General features: G+C 37.1%; 16 protein-coding genes and 1 other annotated feature. Of the genes, 13 read left to right on the forward strand and 3 right to left on the reverse strand.

Annotation, left to right across the window (positions count from 1 at the left end; all coding sequences use genetic code 11):
- Nucleotides 1-145 precede the first annotated feature (145 nt).
- The 3 genes from QRY57_RS08705 to QRY57_RS08715 all read left to right on the forward strand — a co-directional run bounded on the left by QRY57_RS08705 (nt 146) and on the right by QRY57_RS08715 (nt 3,559).
- The gene (locus QRY57_RS08705) at nt 146-565 is read left to right on the forward strand and encodes a MarR family winged helix-turn-helix transcriptional regulator (RefSeq protein ID WP_026591310.1); all 420 of its coding nucleotides are present in this window, start codon (nt 146-148) and stop codon (nt 563-565) included.
- A 217-nt stretch (nt 566-782) separates the two neighbouring features.
- Nucleotides 783-938: a hypothetical protein gene (locus tag QRY57_RS08710; protein ID WP_026591309.1), complete on the forward strand. Its 156-nt coding sequence runs from the start codon at nt 783-785 to the stop codon at nt 936-938.
- Nucleotides 939-2,215: 1,277 nt separating this feature from the next.
- Nucleotides 2,216-3,559 carry a TrkH family potassium uptake protein gene (locus QRY57_RS08715; protein WP_026591308.1) on the forward strand — a complete coding sequence of 448 codons (1,344 nt, stop codon included), beginning with the start codon at nt 2,216-2,218 and terminating at the stop codon, nt 3,557-3,559.
- Between the two features lie 33 nt (nt 3,560-3,592).
- On the opposite strand, the gene QRY57_RS08720 is transcribed toward QRY57_RS08715, so the two are convergent.
- Nucleotides 3,593-3,955, reverse strand: a complete 363-nt coding sequence (locus tag QRY57_RS08720; protein ID WP_286017200.1) for an imidazole glycerol phosphate synthase — start codon at nt 3,953-3,955, stop codon at nt 3,593-3,595.
- A gap of 199 nt (nt 3,956-4,154) precedes the next feature.
- Between QRY57_RS08720 and ytfJ the strand changes: the two genes are divergently transcribed.
- On the forward strand, nt 4,155-4,556 hold the full coding sequence (gene ytfJ / locus QRY57_RS08725; RefSeq protein ID WP_026591306.1) for a GerW family sporulation protein: 402 nt from the start codon (nt 4,155-4,157) through the stop codon (nt 4,554-4,556).
- A gap of 115 nt (nt 4,557-4,671) precedes the next feature.
- Nucleotides 4,672-4,761, forward strand: a complete 90-nt coding sequence (locus tag QRY57_RS08730) for a hypothetical protein (protein ID WP_000608217.1) — start codon at nt 4,672-4,674, stop codon at nt 4,759-4,761.
- Between the two features lie 383 nt (nt 4,762-5,144).
- On the opposite strand, the gene QRY57_RS08735 is transcribed toward QRY57_RS08730, so the two are convergent.
- The gene (locus tag QRY57_RS08735; RefSeq protein ID WP_026591305.1) at nt 5,145-5,384 is read right to left on the reverse strand and encodes a YkuS family protein; all 240 of its coding nucleotides are present in this window, start codon (nt 5,382-5,384) and stop codon (nt 5,145-5,147) included.
- 189 nt (nt 5,385-5,573) lie between these two features.
- Nucleotides 5,574-5,813, reverse strand: a complete 240-nt coding sequence (locus tag QRY57_RS08740) for a DUF3911 family protein (RefSeq protein WP_026591304.1) — start codon at nt 5,811-5,813, stop codon at nt 5,574-5,576.
- Nucleotides 5,814-6,225: 412 nt separating this feature from the next.
- Between QRY57_RS08740 and ilvE the strand changes: the two genes are divergently transcribed.
- From ilvE to leuD, 8 genes are all read left to right on the forward strand, one after another.
- Nucleotides 6,226-7,119 carry a branched-chain-amino-acid transaminase gene (gene ilvE / locus QRY57_RS08745; RefSeq protein WP_286017201.1) on the forward strand — a complete coding sequence of 298 codons (894 nt, stop codon included), beginning with the start codon at nt 6,226-6,228 and terminating at the stop codon, nt 7,117-7,119.
- A gap of 27 nt (nt 7,120-7,146) precedes the next feature.
- Nucleotides 7,147-7,376 (forward strand) — a binding site (T-box leader).
- A 73-nt stretch (nt 7,377-7,449) separates the two neighbouring features.
- Nucleotides 7,450-9,147, forward strand: coding sequence for an acetolactate synthase large subunit (gene ilvB, locus QRY57_RS08750; RefSeq protein ID WP_090690969.1), 1,698 nt, complete (start codon nt 7,450-7,452; stop codon nt 9,145-9,147).
- Nucleotides 9,147-9,659, forward strand: a complete 513-nt coding sequence (gene ilvN, locus QRY57_RS08755) for an acetolactate synthase small subunit (RefSeq protein WP_026591301.1) — start codon at nt 9,147-9,149, stop codon at nt 9,657-9,659. Before ilvB ends, ilvN begins: the two co-directional genes overlap by 1 nt.
- A 27-nt stretch (nt 9,660-9,686) precedes the next feature.
- A complete protein-coding gene (ilvC, locus tag QRY57_RS08760) occupies nt 9,687-10,697 on the forward strand; it encodes a ketol-acid reductoisomerase (protein ID WP_026591300.1) in 1,011 nt (336 codons plus the stop codon).
- A gap of 1 nt (nt 10,698) precedes the next feature.
- Nucleotides 10,699-12,219 (forward strand): 2-isopropylmalate synthase, encoded by a 1,521-nt coding sequence (locus QRY57_RS08765; protein ID WP_286017202.1) that lies wholly within the window; start codon nt 10,699-10,701, stop codon nt 12,217-12,219.
- Between the two features lie 82 nt (nt 12,220-12,301).
- Complete coding sequence (leuB, locus tag QRY57_RS08770; protein WP_286017203.1) at nt 12,302-13,366, forward strand: 3-isopropylmalate dehydrogenase; 1,065 nt, start codon at nt 12,302-12,304, stop codon at nt 13,364-13,366.
- Complete coding sequence (gene leuC, locus QRY57_RS08775; RefSeq protein WP_286017204.1) at nt 13,366-14,760, forward strand: 3-isopropylmalate dehydratase large subunit; 1,395 nt, start codon at nt 13,366-13,368, stop codon at nt 14,758-14,760. The genes leuB and leuC overlap by 1 nt, the downstream gene beginning before the upstream one ends.
- On the forward strand, nt 14,738-15,316 hold the full coding sequence (leuD, locus tag QRY57_RS08780) for a 3-isopropylmalate dehydratase small subunit (RefSeq protein WP_286017830.1): 579 nt from the start codon (nt 14,738-14,740) through the stop codon (nt 15,314-15,316). Before leuC ends, leuD begins: the two co-directional genes overlap by 23 nt.
- The last annotated feature ends 283 nt before the right edge of the window (nt 15,317-15,599 follow it).

The raw sequence follows: 15,599 nt of genomic DNA on the forward strand, positions 1-15,599 counted from the left end.
TTTGATAAATAAAGAATAATTTTAACGGTGTCAATATGTATATAGATGAATTGTATAGGAAAAAAGGTGACAAAATGTAAAATATGAGGTAATATAATTCATAAAGTTTTTATTTAACTATATGAATTAAAAGGAGATGTAAGCGGTGTCTCATAATCGTGAACAATTAATGGAGGATCTATCTGCAAATGTTTTCGCTATGTTTCGTTCATTGCGTAATGATATCGGAAAAATTTTTGGAGATTACATACCATGGAATGAGTTTCTCGTACTCCGTATATTAAATCGTAATGAAAAAGAAATGGTTTCTCGTGTAGCAAATGAACTACATGTATCAAACAGTCATATTACAGCTGTTACAGAAAAGTTAATTCATAAAGGTTTTGTGACGCGTTCACGTTCTACATCTGATCGTCGAGTTGTATATTTGGAAATTACGGAACAAGGAAAAGAGTTAGTTGAAAAAATGGAATTGGCAAAAAAGCAGTATTTAAAAGAAAGGTTTTCAGCACTATCTGAAGAAGAAATGCATGTAATGGTATCTATTTCAAAAAAACTTATATAGAAAAAGCCATATGAATTATAGCTAATAGAGGATCCTTCCATGTTTTGGGCAGGATTTTTTTATTTAATCGGTGAGTGCCTCAACAACCATTGATTATCAGACTTCACTAGTCGGGATAAAATGAAAAGTTGAAACTTGTTATATAGAAGCACGCTATGAGTATGATTATGAGAAGAAAGCCATACTAACAATAATGGAAGAAGAAAGGGGGGGCAAGATGACGAATCGCAATGGGAGTCAAGGAAGTGGAAACCAAGGTTCACCGAAAACAGGACAGTTCCAACAAGAGTTTAGTTCTGAGTTTTCAACTGGTAATGATAATAAAGGGAAAGAATATCGTTCGAAAAAAGGAAGTAAATCAAAAAAGGAGTGAGGATTCTCACTCCTTTTTTTGTTCGGAAATTTGAATTGTATTTTAAGGTAAAAAATAGGCCATCTTGTCGGTACAAGATGGCCAGGGAAGGGGACAATTTATGTCAATTTTAATTGGGTATGGAAAGCTGTTCAAGACACTGGGGAATGCCTCGTTATTAGGGAGGAACAGCTTTGATAGTTATAATATAAATGATAGATGTGACTTCAATGTGAATCTGAAGTGAAAGGTATGAGGATTTTAAAATAATTGTTTCATATTTTTTGATAAATAGAAGAAGGATAGAAAGTAGTTAGGTAATCTATAGATGAATAATTTGTCGTTAATGGATAAGGGGATTATTTAGTAGTAGGTGATAAAAAATAGGCCATCTTGTCGGTACAAGATGGCCAGGGAAGGGGACAATTTATGTCAATTTTAATTAGGGATGGAAAGCTGTTCGAGACACTGGGGAATGTCTCATTATTAGGGAGGAACAGCTTCGATAGTTATAATATAAAAGATAGATGTGACTTCAATGTGAACTTGAAGTGAAAGGTATGGGGAATTTAAAATAATTGTTTTATATTTTTTTGATAAATAGAAGAAGGATAGAAGGTAGTTAGGTAATCTATAGATGAATAATTTGTCGTTAATGGATAAGGGGATTATTTAGTAGTAGGTGATAAAAAAATAGACCATCTCGTTCATACAAGATGGTCAGGGAAGGGGACAATTTATGTCAATTTTAATTAGGGATAGAAAGCTGTTCGAGACACTGGGGAATGTCTCATTATTAGGGAGGAACAGCTTCGATAGTTATAATATAAAAGATAGATGTGATTTCAATGTGAACTTGGAGTGAAAGATAAGGGGATTTCAGAGGTATGTTTAATTTTTTTTGAATGATAGATGGAGAATAAAAAAGTAGTTAGGTATTCTCTTAGAAAAAAGTAAGGATTATCATGAGCATATTTAGGCAGAATGAGAGTGAAGAACGAGAATGATTGTAAAACTCTGTTTTAGTAAGATGGTTCTAATAGGTAGAATGGGTGCGTTAAGTGAATGAATACTTGTTATACTGCCTGTGAAAATAAAAGTTGAAATCTATGGAAAAAAGGATTATGCTCAACTATATTATGAGGGTATAAAGATTAATCCGCACTAATGAGTTCACTCTAAAAGTATGAGGAATTGAAAAAGTTAGGTGGAGAATTACTTTCTATGAGATTTTGTTCAAGTGAAATAAGCTATCAGTCTACGGATAGATGTTTTACTTTATTAAGGGAGTTAGTGATATGGAAGCAACAAAAAAACAAGGATTTTATAATCGTCTTATACGATTAAGTCCGCCGCAAATTTTAGCAATGGGCTTTTTTTGTTTAATTGTTGTCGGGGGAATGTTATTGAAACTACCATTCGCGACAAAAGAATCAATTAGTTGGGTGGATGCGTTTTTTACAGCAACATCGGCAGCGACAGTAACGGGGTTAGGAGTTGTAGATACTGCTAGTACTTTTACAACATTTGGCCAAATTATCATTATGTTATTAATTCAAACAGGTGGACTGGGATTAATGACAATTGCAATTTTAATTGTTTGGGTACTAGGAAAGAAAATTGGACTTCGCCACCGATTATTAATTGGAGAGGCATTTAATCAAACGAATATAGGTGGGCTTGTAAAGTTAGTGAAGCGAGTCTTTATTTTTTCTATTTGTATTGAGTTAGTGGGAGTTGTTTTTCTATCCATTCGATTTATTCCAGAATTCGGTTTTGGTAAAGGTTTATATTATAGTATCTTTCATGTTATCGCCTCGTACAATAATGCGGGATTTGCCTTATGGCCAGATAATTTAACAAGATATGTAGGGGATCCTATTATTAATATTGGGATCTGTTCTTTAATCGTTATAGGTGGTTTAGGATTTACTGTATTAATTGATATATGGTATAGCCGTAGTTTTCGGAAACTATCACTTCATTCGAAAATTATGATTATCGGAACAGTAGCGCTTAATGTTATTGCGATGATTGTAATTTTTATATTGGAGTATAACAATGTGGAAACATTAGGACCTTTATCTTTAAATGAGAAGTTATGGGCCTCATTCTTCCAAGGAATTACACCAAGGACTGCAGGGTTTAATACAGTTGACTATGGAGGAATGGAAGAGTCATCCATACTGTTTACAATGATTTTAATGTTTATAGGTGCAGGAAGTGTTTCAACAGGTGGAGGAATTAAGTTAACGACTTTTGTAATTTTAATTACATCGGTTATTTCCTTTTTTAGAAAGAAGGAAGACTTTGTTTTATTCCAGCGTACAATCAGAATGGCAACGGTAACAAGAGCGTTAGCGATTGTGGTTGCTAGTCAAATTCTTATTTTTACAGCAGTATTTTTATTAATGCTTACAGAAAACTTTAGTTTTATTCAACTTTTATTCGAAACAATTTCAGCGTTTGGGACAGTTGGATTAACGATGGGAATTACTGCTAAATTATCAGCTGTTGGAAAATGTATCATCATGTTTGTTATGTTTTGTGGATTAATTGGTCCGTTAACGCTTGTATTTTCACTGGCGCGACCAGCGAAGCAAAAAATTCGATATCCATCAGAAGATGTTTTCACAGGATAAGGTATCTCGCTAAAAGCGAGATACCTTCTTTCTTTAAAAGAGTGAGAAAAATAAACCAATAATTGCAGCTCGGAATATGAGAGCGACAATTGCAGCAATACCACCGATAATAGCTGCGATACTACCGGTTACAGTAGCACCACGATTATAGGCGTAAATGCCAAGTAAAACGGAAACAAGTCCAAAAAGTGTCGGGAATGTAAAGAGAGATAATACGGCAAGAGCAAGTGCGATGAAACCAGCTGTTGAACCCGCTGTTTTTGACTTTACTTCATCTTTATCGTTATAGTTGACATGCTGAGGGGCAACCTCTGCCGCGTACTCTTCTTTATAGTCCCCTTCTTCAGTTCTATGTTGTTCATCAAATTTATCAGTCAAAGCAATGTCTCCTTTCATAACAAGGTTCATTAGTAGTATGTATATCTTTTTCTTTTTTTATCCCGTAAGAAATAGATAGTCGATTTACATTTCGCTTAATCAAGTTGAAGAAAGTTGATAATAGAGCAGTGTTGTTTATGAATTGTAAAACTTGGTATGAGTTTCTCTATTTTGGAAAGCATAAAAAAGAATTAAGAGGAAAAAGGTGGTTGAAATGATGGAACATCCAATTGAAAATTTAATGAAAACCGCAATGACAAATTTAAAAGAGATGGTTGATGTAAATACAATTGTCGGAAGTCCTGTTTCAACAGCGGACGGACATGTTGTTTTAACTGTCTCAAAAGTTGCTTTTGGGTTTGGGGCAGGGGGTAGTGATTTTAAAGGAGAAAGGTCTATAGGAAAAAGTGTGACTGGACAAGGACAGCAAAAAGAGTTGAAACAAGGGCACCCGTTTGGAGGCGGAAGTGGTGCAGGAGTTTCAATTGACCCGGTTGCGTTTTTAGTAGTAGGATCTGGTGGTGTGCAAGTGTTACATTTACATAGTGGTACACATTTGATTGAAAAGGCTTTGAATGCGGTTCCAAGTACAGTGGATAAGTTTGTAAATGGTCGTTAAAAAGTAAAGTTGCATTTTTTAGGAATTGTGATATATTAGAAAAAGTGTGCTTCAGGATAATGAATATAATTGAAATGTAAATATATATGATTTATAAAATAAGGGAGAGGTAGTTATGATTAACATCAAGAATTTTACCGTCGGTTTATGTATGTTAGTAAGCGGATTTGTTGTGTATGTAGTAAAAGAAAAGGCTCCATTCTAAAACAGACAGATTACGATGTCTGTTTTTATTTTGTTAAAATAAATATTGACGAATTTATTATGAAGTGTTAAAATTACATTTCGTGTCTCGGTTACAGCTAGTATATATTGGATATTTTTTATAAATGCGACATGAAAAATTCGCGAAGGATCGGGTAATTTTACCAACAACTTTTGTGAATAAACCCAAAAAGTTGTATTTGTAAGCTTATACACATACTAGTGTATCAAGGAGCGGTCAGAGGAACCGTGTTGATGAGAGAGAGGTAGGGCTTTCATCCAGTATATGTTACTTTCCCGTTAGGTGAATATAAAAAGAAAAGTCTCCTTGAATAGGAGACTTTTCTTTTTATAAATTTTTGCATTTTGTAGTCATATCATTTTTTAAAGTCGACTTTCGACTTGTTGACAAATTTCATCAGTTGTTAAGCCACTTGCTTCAATGACAGATCCTTTCATCGTTACATTACTAATTCCCATCACATTAGAATCTTGTCCAGTTACAACACAACAATCACAGTTTTGCGCATCGTTTTCAGATTGCAGTGAAATAACTTCATGTCCTTGTTGTTTCAATGCTTGTTGAACATCTGTTAATGAATTTTCAACACCAATTTTCGCCATTTCCTTCACCTCCTACCATCTAGTAATATGCACTGTTTTTTGGAAAATATTTATGTTTGTAAGAAAAAGATGGTAGAAAAAGGAGAGCTGCTTGCGGTAGCAAGATCCCCCACCTTGAGACGTAGAAGTAGGTAGGGGATAATTGTCTATAAAAGCACGATCAGTGCTCCTTGAAGTTTTAATCATATATTAGTCGTTGTACACACCTGTAAGCATTTGACTGACGAACTGATCATTTAATTGATCTTGAGCAGAAGCATCATTGGATTGAATATCAATTGAGGCGATGAAGTTGTTATTTTGTTTTTCATTTGGATACACCTCTACGTAATTGTCGAATTTACAAAAACCTTTCGTATCCATTAAATCAAATAGTTGTAACATTTCTACTACCTCTTGTCTTGTTCCTTTAATTTGTACACACGCCATATTATTTTCCTCCTTCATTTGACAATTTGTTTTTTTAAAATAGGCTTATGAAAGCTGCGTGAAAAATATGATTGTTACTTTTATACAATTTTATTTTGAATGTATTCCTCCTTTTTAATTAAAAGTCGTTTTTATTGCCGAATATATGAAATCGGACGTCCGTTTATTGAATACAATAGATTCGCATTATTTGACAAAAATCCTTCTTCTAAACAAATATTTTTTTTGATGAAAAATGACGAAAAAAATTTTTGACATTTTGTAAACGTTAACAATGTTGATAAATCAATATAAATGAGCATGTCTATAAATTAAAAATTTAAAATTTTCTAAAAATTATCTTGATTTATTTAAAAAGGAGAGTAAACTAGGAAACAATAAAAAATTCACAGAACATAGGAGGCGCTTTTAAGTGAATGAGCAATGGATTTTCTTAAATGGAGAATTTGTTCCAAAAGACGAAGCAAAAGTTTCAGTATATGATCATGGTTATTTATATGGCGATGGGGTGTTTGAAGGGATTCGTGTCTACAGTGGCAATGTCTTTAGACTTAAAGAACATCTTATTCGTTTATATGAGTCAGCAAAATCCATTATGTTGGAAATTCCATATACGTTAGATGAAGTGATAGATATTGTTGTTGAGACGATTCGTCAAAATAAGCTATCTAACGGATACATTCGTTTAGTTGTATCACGAGGTGCTGGGAACCTTGGATTAGATCCTGATTCTTGCTCGAAACCGAATGTAGTCGTAATTGCGGAACAGTTATCACTATTTCCGTCGGAATATTACGAAAAAGGAATACCGGTTGTGACAGTTGCCACACGTCGAAATCGTCCAGATGTATTAACACCGCAAGTAAAGTCTTTAAACTATTTAAATAATATTTTAGTTCGAATTGAAGCGAAGCTTGCTGGTGTACAAGAAGCCCTTATGTTAAATGAACAAGGTTATGTTGCAGAAGGATCTGGTGATAATGTGTTCATTGTAAAAGGCAATAAATTAATTACACCACCAAGTTCTGCAGGGGCATTAGAAGGTATTACAAGAAATTCCATTTTAGAAATTGGAGAAAAACTCGGGTATGACGTAAGAGAAGAATTATTTACAAGACACGATGTATATGTAGCAGATGAAGTATTTTTAACAGGAACTGCTGCTGAAGTTATTGCAGTGACAACAGTTGACGGAAGAACGATTGGGGACGGAAAAACGGGTCCGCATACAAATTGTTTATTAGAAGAGTTTCGTAAATTAGTTATAGAAGATGGAGAGAAAGTTTACGAAGAAAATAAAGTTTAATGATAGCAGTGTAATAAATGATAAATTTGTAAAGCGTTGATAGGGAGGAGTAGTTGATTGTGAAGCCTCACAGAGAGTCGGTGGTTGCTGGAAACCGATGGTTCACGTCGACGAACATCGCCTTTGAGTGCTAAACTGAAGCGTTTGCCTAGGTTTAGACGGTAGCTCCGTTATTAGCTAGACTCATTCCCTGAGTCACTGAGGCAAGAAGTATTCTTGCGAAGAAGGGTGGTACCGCGAAATCTTTCGTCCCTTCAGCACATAGCTGGAGTGTGGACGTAGGATTTTTTTATTGTAAAAAAACAATTTTAAAGGAGGTTCATAAGAAAAATGCCTTCAAAAACGGAAGATAAAATGGCAACTGGTGCACAACTATTGTTAGAAGCGTTAGGAAAGGAAGACGTAGAAGTTATTTTTGGTTATCCAGGAGGTGCTGTTCTACCGCTCTATGATGCAATATATGATTGCGAAATTCCTCATATTTTAACAAGACATGAACAAGGAGCGATTCATGCAGCTGAGGGGTATGCACGAGTTACAGGAAAACCTGGTGTTGTTATTGCGACAAGTGGTCCTGGTGCGACAAATGTAATTACGGGTCTTGCAGATGCAATGATTGACTCATTACCGCTTGTTGTTTTCACTGGTCAAGTAGCTACAACGCTGATTGGAAGTGATGCTTTCCAAGAAGCGGATATTATGGGGCTTACAATGCCAGTAACAAAACATAATTATCAAGTGCGCAGGGCATCAGATTTACCAAGAATTATTAAAGAGGCCTTTCATATTGCGAAAACAGGTCGACCAGGACCGGTAGTTATCGATCTTCCTAAAAACATGGTAGTAGAAAAAGGAGAGCGATGTAGTAACGTACAAATGGATTTGCCAGGATATCAACCAAACTATGAACCTAATTTATTGCAAATTAACAAATTATTACAAGCGATTGATGTTGCTGAGAAGCCGTTGATTTTAGCTGGAGCAGGCGTATTGCATGCAAAAGCTGCACAAGAATTAACAGATTTTGCACAAATGTATCGTATACCTGTGGTTCATACACTTCTTGGATTAGGTGGATTTCCTCCTCATGATGAGTTGTTTCTAGGAATGGGAGGGATGCACGGTTCGTATACAGCAAACATGGCGTTATATGAGTGTGATTTACTCATAAATCTCGGTGCGAGATTCGATGATCGTCTCACAGGAAATCTGGAATATTTTGCGAAAGAGGCTATAGTCGCACATATTGATATTGATCCAGCAGAAATTGGAAAGAATGTCCCTACAGAAATTCCGATTGTAGCAAGTGCAAAGCATGCTTTGGAGGCACTTCTTGTTTCTAAAGGGAAAAAAGAGAATCATAGTGCATGGTTATCACTTTTGAAAAGTAGAAAAGAACAATATCCTTTTTCTTACGATCAAGATTCTGATGAGATTAAACCACAATCGGCAATTGATATGCTATACGAAATCACAAAAGGAAAGGCGATTATTACAACAGATGTTGGACAGCACCAAATGTGGGCAGCTCAATATTATCCGCTTAAAGATCCAGATAAGTGGGTAACATCTGGAGGGCTTGGGACGATGGGATTTGGATTTCCAGCTGCTATTGGTGCACAAATTGCAAAGCCAAATGAGTTAGTTGTTGCAATTGTTGGGGATGCTGGTTTTCAAATGACATTACAAGAATTAGGTGTATTAAAAGAACATTCCTTGCCGGTTAAAGTTTTGATTTTAAATAATGAAGCTTTAGGCATGGTAAGACAATGGCAAGATGAATTTTATAATCAAAGATATTCTCATTCTTTGCTTTCTTGTCAACCGGATTTTGTAGCACTTGCACAGGCGTATGGGCTAAAAGGGATTCGCATTGAAAATCCATTATTAGCAAAGGAACAGTTAAAAGAGGCAATTGCTTTACAAGAACCAGTTGTAATTGATTGCAGGGTACTACAGTCCGAAAAAGTGATGCCGATGGTTGCTCCTGGAAAAGGGGTTCATCAAATGGAGGGGGTGGAAAAGTGATGAAAAGGATTGTTACGGCAACCGTTCGAAATCAAAGCGGCGTATTAAACCGAATTACCGGTGTTATGACGAGGAGGCATTTTAATATTGAAAGTATTTCTGTTGGGCATACAGAATCGTCTGATATTTCACGGATGACATTTGTTGTTCATGTTGAAAGCGAACAACAAGTGGAACAGCTCATTAAGCAACTGCATAAACAAATCGATGTGTTAAAAGTATCTGATATAACGGAAGAGGCGATGATTGCAAGGGAACTGGCTCTCATTAAAGTAGCAACAACAAGTGTATCAAGAGCCGAATTGTATAGCTTAATTGAACCGTTTCGAGCCACTGTAATAGATATTGGAAAGGATTCCATCGTGGTGCAAGTAACAGGTACACAAGAAAAGGTAGAAGCGTTAATTGAGCTCTTGCGCCCATATGGCTTAAAAGAAATTGCAAGAACAGGTGTCACAGCATTCACGCGTAGCATGAAAAAACAAGATAAACAAATTATGTTAATTCAGTAATCATTTAAATATAGGGGGAGAAAGAATATGGCAAAAGTTTATTATGAGAAAGATGTAGCAGTAAATGTATTAAAGGGAAAGAAAGTAGCAATTGTTGGATATGGATCACAAGGTCATGCTCATGCACAAAACTTACGTGATAACAATTTTGAAGTAGTAGTTGGATTAAGGCCAGGAAAGTCATGGGAAAAGGCGGAAGGGGATGGCTTTGCTGTATATTCAGTGGCAGAGGCAACAAAGTTTGCGGATGTAGTAATGATTCTATTACCTGATGAACTACAGCCAGAGGTATATGAAGCAGAAATCGAACCGAATTTACAAGCTGGAAATTCACTCGTGTTTGCACATGGGTTTAACGTTCATTTTAATCAAATTACACCACCAGAAGATGTAGATGTCTTTCTAGTTGCACCAAAAGGGCCAGGGCATTTAGTACGTCGTACATTTACCGAAGGCGGAGCAGTTCCGGCATTATTTGCTGTATATCAAGACGCAACAGGAGCAGCAACTGAAAAAGCATTATCCTATGCAGATGGAATCGGAGCAACGAGGGCTGGAGTATTAGAAACGACATTTAAAGAAGAAACAGAAACAGATTTATTTGGAGAACAGGCTGTACTTTGCGGAGGGGTTACTGCACTTGTAAAGGCAGGATTTGAAACATTAGTAGATGCTGGTTATCAACCAGAACTTGCCTATTTCGAATGTTTACATGAACTAAAGCTTATTGTTGATCTTATGTATGAAGGTGGACTTGAAAATATGAGATATTCTGTTTCTGATACAGCGCAGTGGGGGGATTTTGTATCAGGGCCACGTATTGTAACAGAACATACGAAGAAAGCGATGGATGAAGTGTTGAAAGAAATTCAAGATGGCACATTCGCAAGAGGATGGATTGCAGAGCATAAAGCAGGAAGACCACATTTCCATGCAACGAACGCTAAGGAGAATGGACATCAAATTGAGGTTGTTGGACGTAAATTACGTGAAATGATGCCGTTTGTACAACCGAAAGTAAAGGCGGAGGTTAAATAATATGAAACAGATTTTGTTCATGGATACGACGCTTCGTGATGGCGAACAATCACCCGGAGTCAATTTAAATGAACAAGAAAAGTTACAGATTGCCAAACAGTTAGAAAAACTAGGAATCAATGTGATGGAAGCAGGATTTGCAGCAGCTTCTGAAGGTGATTTTCGCTCAGTAAAACGTATTGCAGAAACGATTCAAAACGCTTCCGTTATGAGTCTAGCAAGAGCGAGGGAAAGTGATATTCAAAGAGCATATGAAGCTTTAAAACATGCAGCATCTCCAAGGTTACACGTCTTTTTGGCAACGAGTGATATTCATATGAAATATAAGCTTTGTATGTCAAAAGAAGATGTATTAGATAGTATTCATCGCTCTGTAACTTTAGGGAAATCGTTATTTCCCACAGTACAATTTTCAGCAGAAGATGCAACGAGAACGGCTCGTGCATTTTTAGCAGAAGCTGTGGAAGTTGCGATTCGTGCTGGAGCGGATGTTGTTAATATTCCGGATACAGTTGGTTATACCAATCCAGAAGAATACTACTCTCTTTTTAAATACTTACAAGAGTCCGTTCCTTCTTATGAAAAAGCTATTTTCTCTTGCCATTGCCATGACGATCTTGGAATGGCGGTAGCAAATTCATTAGCGGCGATTGAAGGCGGGGCCCTCCAAATAGAGGGAACAATTAATGGAATTGGAGAGCGCGCAGGTAATGCAGCTTTAGAAGAGGTAGCGGTAGCTTTGCATATTCGAAAAGACTATTATGAAGCCGATCCTTCTATGGTATTGAAAGAGATTAAGGCAACAAGTACATTAGTGAGTCGTTTAACAGGAATGGTTGTACCGAAAAATAAAGCGATTGTTGGAGCGAATGCGTTTGCTCATGAATCAGGTATTCATCAAGATGGTGTATTAAAAGAAGTAACGACATATGAAATTATTGAACCAGAGCTCATTGGTGAAGCGCAAAATTTGTTTGTACTTGGAAAGCATTCTGGTCGCCATGCGTTTACTGAAAAAATGAAGGAACTTGGCTATGAGTTTACGGAAGCAGAGCGAGATATAGCATTCAGCGCATTTAAGAGATTAGCGGATCGAAAAAAAGAGATTACAGAAGAAGATTTACGTGCATTAGTACTGGGAGAAACAGCATTTTCAACCCAGCAGTATAAAATTAAACAATTACAAGTACATTTTGTATCAAATAGTACGCAATGTGCAACAGTTGCACTAACAGATGAGGCAGGTAATGTGTACGAAGATGCAGCAACAGGAGCAGGGAGTATTGAAGCGATTTACAATGCAATTCAAAGGATTTTGGGACTTGAGTGTGAGTTAGCTGATTATCGCATTCAATCTATTACACAAGGTCAAGATGCACTTGCTCATGTTCATGTTGAATTGAAAGAAGGAACTCATCAAGTTACAGGTTTTGGTGTGGCGCAAGATGTATTAGAAGCATCAGCTAGAGCTTATGTACATGCAGCTGGAAAGTTACAGGCTTTGTTATTGCTTGCAAAGTAATGTTTGATAAGTGGGGGAATACCCCCCACTTCACTTAATTAAATTCAGAATAATCAGTAAAAACAAAAAGGGGTGCTGATCATTGGAAAAACGTATTGTTTGCTTAGCGGGTGATGGTGTTGGACCAGAAATTATGGAGAGTGCGAAGGAAGTACTGCACATGATAGAAAGGTTATATGGTCACCATTTTTATTTACAAGATGAACAATTTGGAGGAGCTGCGATTGATTCGTTTGGGCAACCATTGCCACCTCGAACATTAGCGGCATGTTTAGCAAGTGATGCGGTATTACTAGGTTCGGTTGGCGGACCGCGCTGGGACGACGCGAAAGAAAGACCGGAAAAAGGATTGCTTGCACTTCGAAAAGGGCTTGGTGTATTTGCTAATGTTCGTCCTGTCACTGTAGATGCAGCGACTGCTCATTTATCTCCATTGAAGGCTGCTGATAAGGTGGATTTTGTTGTTGTTCGTGAATTAACGGGTGGTATTTATTTCTCTTTTCCAAAAGAAAGAACAGAAGAAGTAGCTACAGATACGCTTACTTATCATCGTCATGAAATTGAGCGCATTGTTTCTTACGCTTTTCAATTAGCGAGTAAACGTCGTAAAAAAGTTACTTCTATTGATAAAGCAAATGTTTTAGAGTCGAGTAAACTTTGGAGGGAAGTAACAAAAGAAGTGGCACTTCGCTATCCTAATATTGAACTTGAACATATTTTAGTAGATGCAGCGGCTATGGAATTGATTCGCAACCCAGGCAGGTTTGATGTTGTTGTAACAGAAAATTTATTTGGTGATATTTTAAGTGATGAGGCCTCTGTATTAGCTGGGTCACTAGGGATGCTTCCTTCGGCAGGTCACGCAGAGAATGGGCCTTCACTTTATGAACCAATTCATGGATCAGCACCAGACATTGCAGGGAAGAATAAAGTGAATCCAATTGCGATGATGCGTTCAGTTGCGATGATGCTTGGACAGTCTTTTGAACTAAGAAGAGAGGGAGAAGCGATTGAAGAAGCAATTTCTTCAGTTCTTCGCTCTGGGAAATGTACAGTTGATATCGGCGGAAATGAAACAACAACTTCGTTTACAAAGGCTGTACTTCAAGAAATGGAAGAACAAGCGTTAGTAGGGAGAGGAAGATAATGGCTAAAAGGTTACTGGATAAGTTGTGGGAGAGACATGTTGTTGCGACAAATGAAAATGGATTAGATTTATTATATATCGATCTTCATCTCGTACATGAAGTAACATCGCCGCAAGCGTTTGAAGGCTTGCGGCTCGCAAATCGGAACGTTCGGAGGCCGGATTTAACATTTGCAACGATGGATCATAATATTCCAACAAAGGATGTTTGGAACATTACGGATCGTATTGCTAAGCAACAATTAGATACACTTCGTGAAAATTGTAAGCAATTTAATATTCCATTAGCGGATATTGATGATGAAAATCAAGGGATTGTTCATGTTATTGGACCGGAACTGGGACTTACACAACCGGGAAAGACCATTGTATGTGGTGATAGTCATACGGCAACACATGGAGCCTTTGGAGCGTTGTCATTTGGAATTGGTACAAGTGAAGTTGAACATGTATTAGCGACGCAAACATTATGGCAGCGAAAGCCAAAGGCAATGGGGATTGAATTAAAGGGGAAATTGCCTAAAGGAGTATACGCAAAAGATATTATTTTACACCTCCTAGCTATGCATGGGATAGCAGTTGGAACGGGATATGTGATGGAGTTTTACGGAGAAACAATTGTAAATATGGAAATGGAAGAGCGAATGACGCTTTGTAACATGGCAATCGAGGGCGGAGCAAAAGCAGGAATTATTGCGCCAGATGAAAAAACATTTGCTTATGTAAAAGGACGTGAGTATGCACCGGAAGAATTTGATTTGGCAGTAGCAAAGTGGAAGGAACTTTATACTGAGCCAGATGCAATATACGATACTTATATTTCAGTAGATGTTGCTAAACTAGTACCATATGTAACATGGGGAACAAATCCAAGTATGGGTATGCGTATTGATGAGAAGCTTCCAGAAACACATGATAAAAATGATGAACGAGCTTTAGCGTATATGGGGCTTCAGCCGGGACAGAGTGTATTTGATATTCCTGTTCAGCATGTATTTATTGGTTCTTGCACAAATTCTCGTTTATCAGATTTAGAAATCGCCGCGGCTGTTGTGAAGGGAAAAAAGGTAAAAGAAGGGGTACGAGCGCTTGTTGTACCAGGGTCTAAAAGAGTACGAAAAGCAGCAATGGAAAAAGGATTGCACCGTATATTTGAAGAGGCGGGATTTGAATGGAGAGAACCTGGGTGTTCTATGTGTCTTGGGATGAATCCAGACCAAGTGCCTGAAGGAGAACATTGTGCATCTACTTCCAATCGGAATTTTGAAGGACGGCAAGGGAAGGGTGCAAGAACACATTTAGTCAGTCCTGCTATGGCAGCCGCCGCAGCACTTTATGGTCATTTCGTTGATGTAAGAAAGGAGAGTTATGATGGAGCCGTTTCGTATTCATAAAGGTACTGTTGCCGTACTAATGAACGATAATATTGATACAGATCAAATTATTCCAAAACAATATTTAAAGAGGATTGAACGAACGGGTTTTGGGCAATTTTTATTTGATGAATGGCGTTATGGGAATGACAGGCAAGAGAATCCAGATTTTCCATTAAATGCACCTGAGCGAAAAGGTGCAAGTATACTCATTACAGGTGAAAATTTTGGCTGTGGTTCATCACGAGAACATGCGCCATGGGCACTCGCTGACTATGGATTTCGTGTTATTGTTGCGGGGGGATTTGCAGATATTTTTTATATGAATTGTACGAAAAATGGCATGCTGCCAATCGTTATGGAAAAAGAAATGCGTGAAAAGCTAGCAGCTGTTGATCCAAGAGATGTCATCGAAGTTGATCTAGAGAATGAAGTGATTACAACCTCGCTACATCGTTTTCATTTTACAATTGAAAACATGTGGAAAGAAAAATTATTAAATGGTTTAGATGAAATCGGAATCACACTTCAATATGAGCAACGAATTCAAGAATATGAACGAAATACAGCTCGCTAATTTGTTTAGCGAGCTGTAATAAAATATAAACAAGGTTTGAATTTTGTTTACATTCTGAATTTTGTGTTATATACTATGTGAAAATAAGAGGAGAAAGGGAGTAAGGATAATGTTTACATTACAATCTATTAATATGCTTACACAACTACATCATCATACATAAACCCTTGAACCTAGCGTGAACAACGTGTAGGTACAAGGGTTAGTCCCGTTGTACCTACACCCTATGAAAGGGCCTTGTAGGTATTTTTTCTACAAGGCCCTTTTTATTTTGTTCATGATT

The sequence above is a fragment of the Bacillus arachidis genome (assembly GCF_030285945.1).
Lineage (GTDB): Bacteria > Bacillota > Bacilli > Bacillales > Bacillaceae_G > Bacillus_A > Bacillus_A arachidis.

What these genes read in the sequence shown, in the direction of transcription:
- ilvN (WP_026591301.1), top strand. Translation starts at nt 9,147, where the DNA reads ATGAAAAGGATTGTTACGGCAACCGTTCGAAATCAAAGCGGCGTATTA.
- QRY57_RS08720 (WP_286017200.1), bottom strand. Translation starts at nt 3,955, where the DNA reads ATGAAAGGAGACATTGCTTTGACTGATAAATTTGATGAACAACATAGA.
- leuD (WP_286017830.1), top strand. Translation starts at nt 14,738, where the DNA reads ATGGAGCCGTTTCGTATTCATAAAGGTACTGTTGCCGTACTAATGAAC.
- leuC (WP_286017204.1), top strand. Translation starts at nt 13,366, where the DNA reads ATGGCTAAAAGGTTACTGGATAAGTTGTGGGAGAGACATGTTGTTGCG.
- QRY57_RS08740 (WP_026591304.1), bottom strand. Translation starts at nt 5,813, where the DNA reads ATGGCGTGTGTACAAATTAAAGGAACAAGACAAGAGGTAGTAGAAATG.
- QRY57_RS08730 (WP_000608217.1), top strand. Translation starts at nt 4,672, where the DNA reads ATGATTAACATCAAGAATTTTACCGTCGGTTTATGTATGTTAGTAAGC.
- QRY57_RS08710 (WP_026591309.1), top strand. Translation starts at nt 783, where the DNA reads ATGACGAATCGCAATGGGAGTCAAGGAAGTGGAAACCAAGGTTCACCG.
- QRY57_RS08715 (WP_026591308.1), top strand. Translation starts at nt 2,216, where the DNA reads ATGGAAGCAACAAAAAAACAAGGATTTTATAATCGTCTTATACGATTA.
- QRY57_RS08765 (WP_286017202.1), top strand. Translation starts at nt 10,699, where the DNA reads ATGAAACAGATTTTGTTCATGGATACGACGCTTCGTGATGGCGAACAA.
- ytfJ (WP_026591306.1), top strand. Translation starts at nt 4,155, where the DNA reads ATGGAACATCCAATTGAAAATTTAATGAAAACCGCAATGACAAATTTA.
- ilvB (WP_090690969.1), top strand. Translation starts at nt 7,450, where the DNA reads ATGCCTTCAAAAACGGAAGATAAAATGGCAACTGGTGCACAACTATTG.
- QRY57_RS08735 (WP_026591305.1), bottom strand. Translation starts at nt 5,384, where the DNA reads ATGGCGAAAATTGGTGTTGAAAATTCATTAACAGATGTTCAACAAGCA.
- ilvC (WP_026591300.1), top strand. Translation starts at nt 9,687, where the DNA reads ATGGCAAAAGTTTATTATGAGAAAGATGTAGCAGTAAATGTATTAAAG.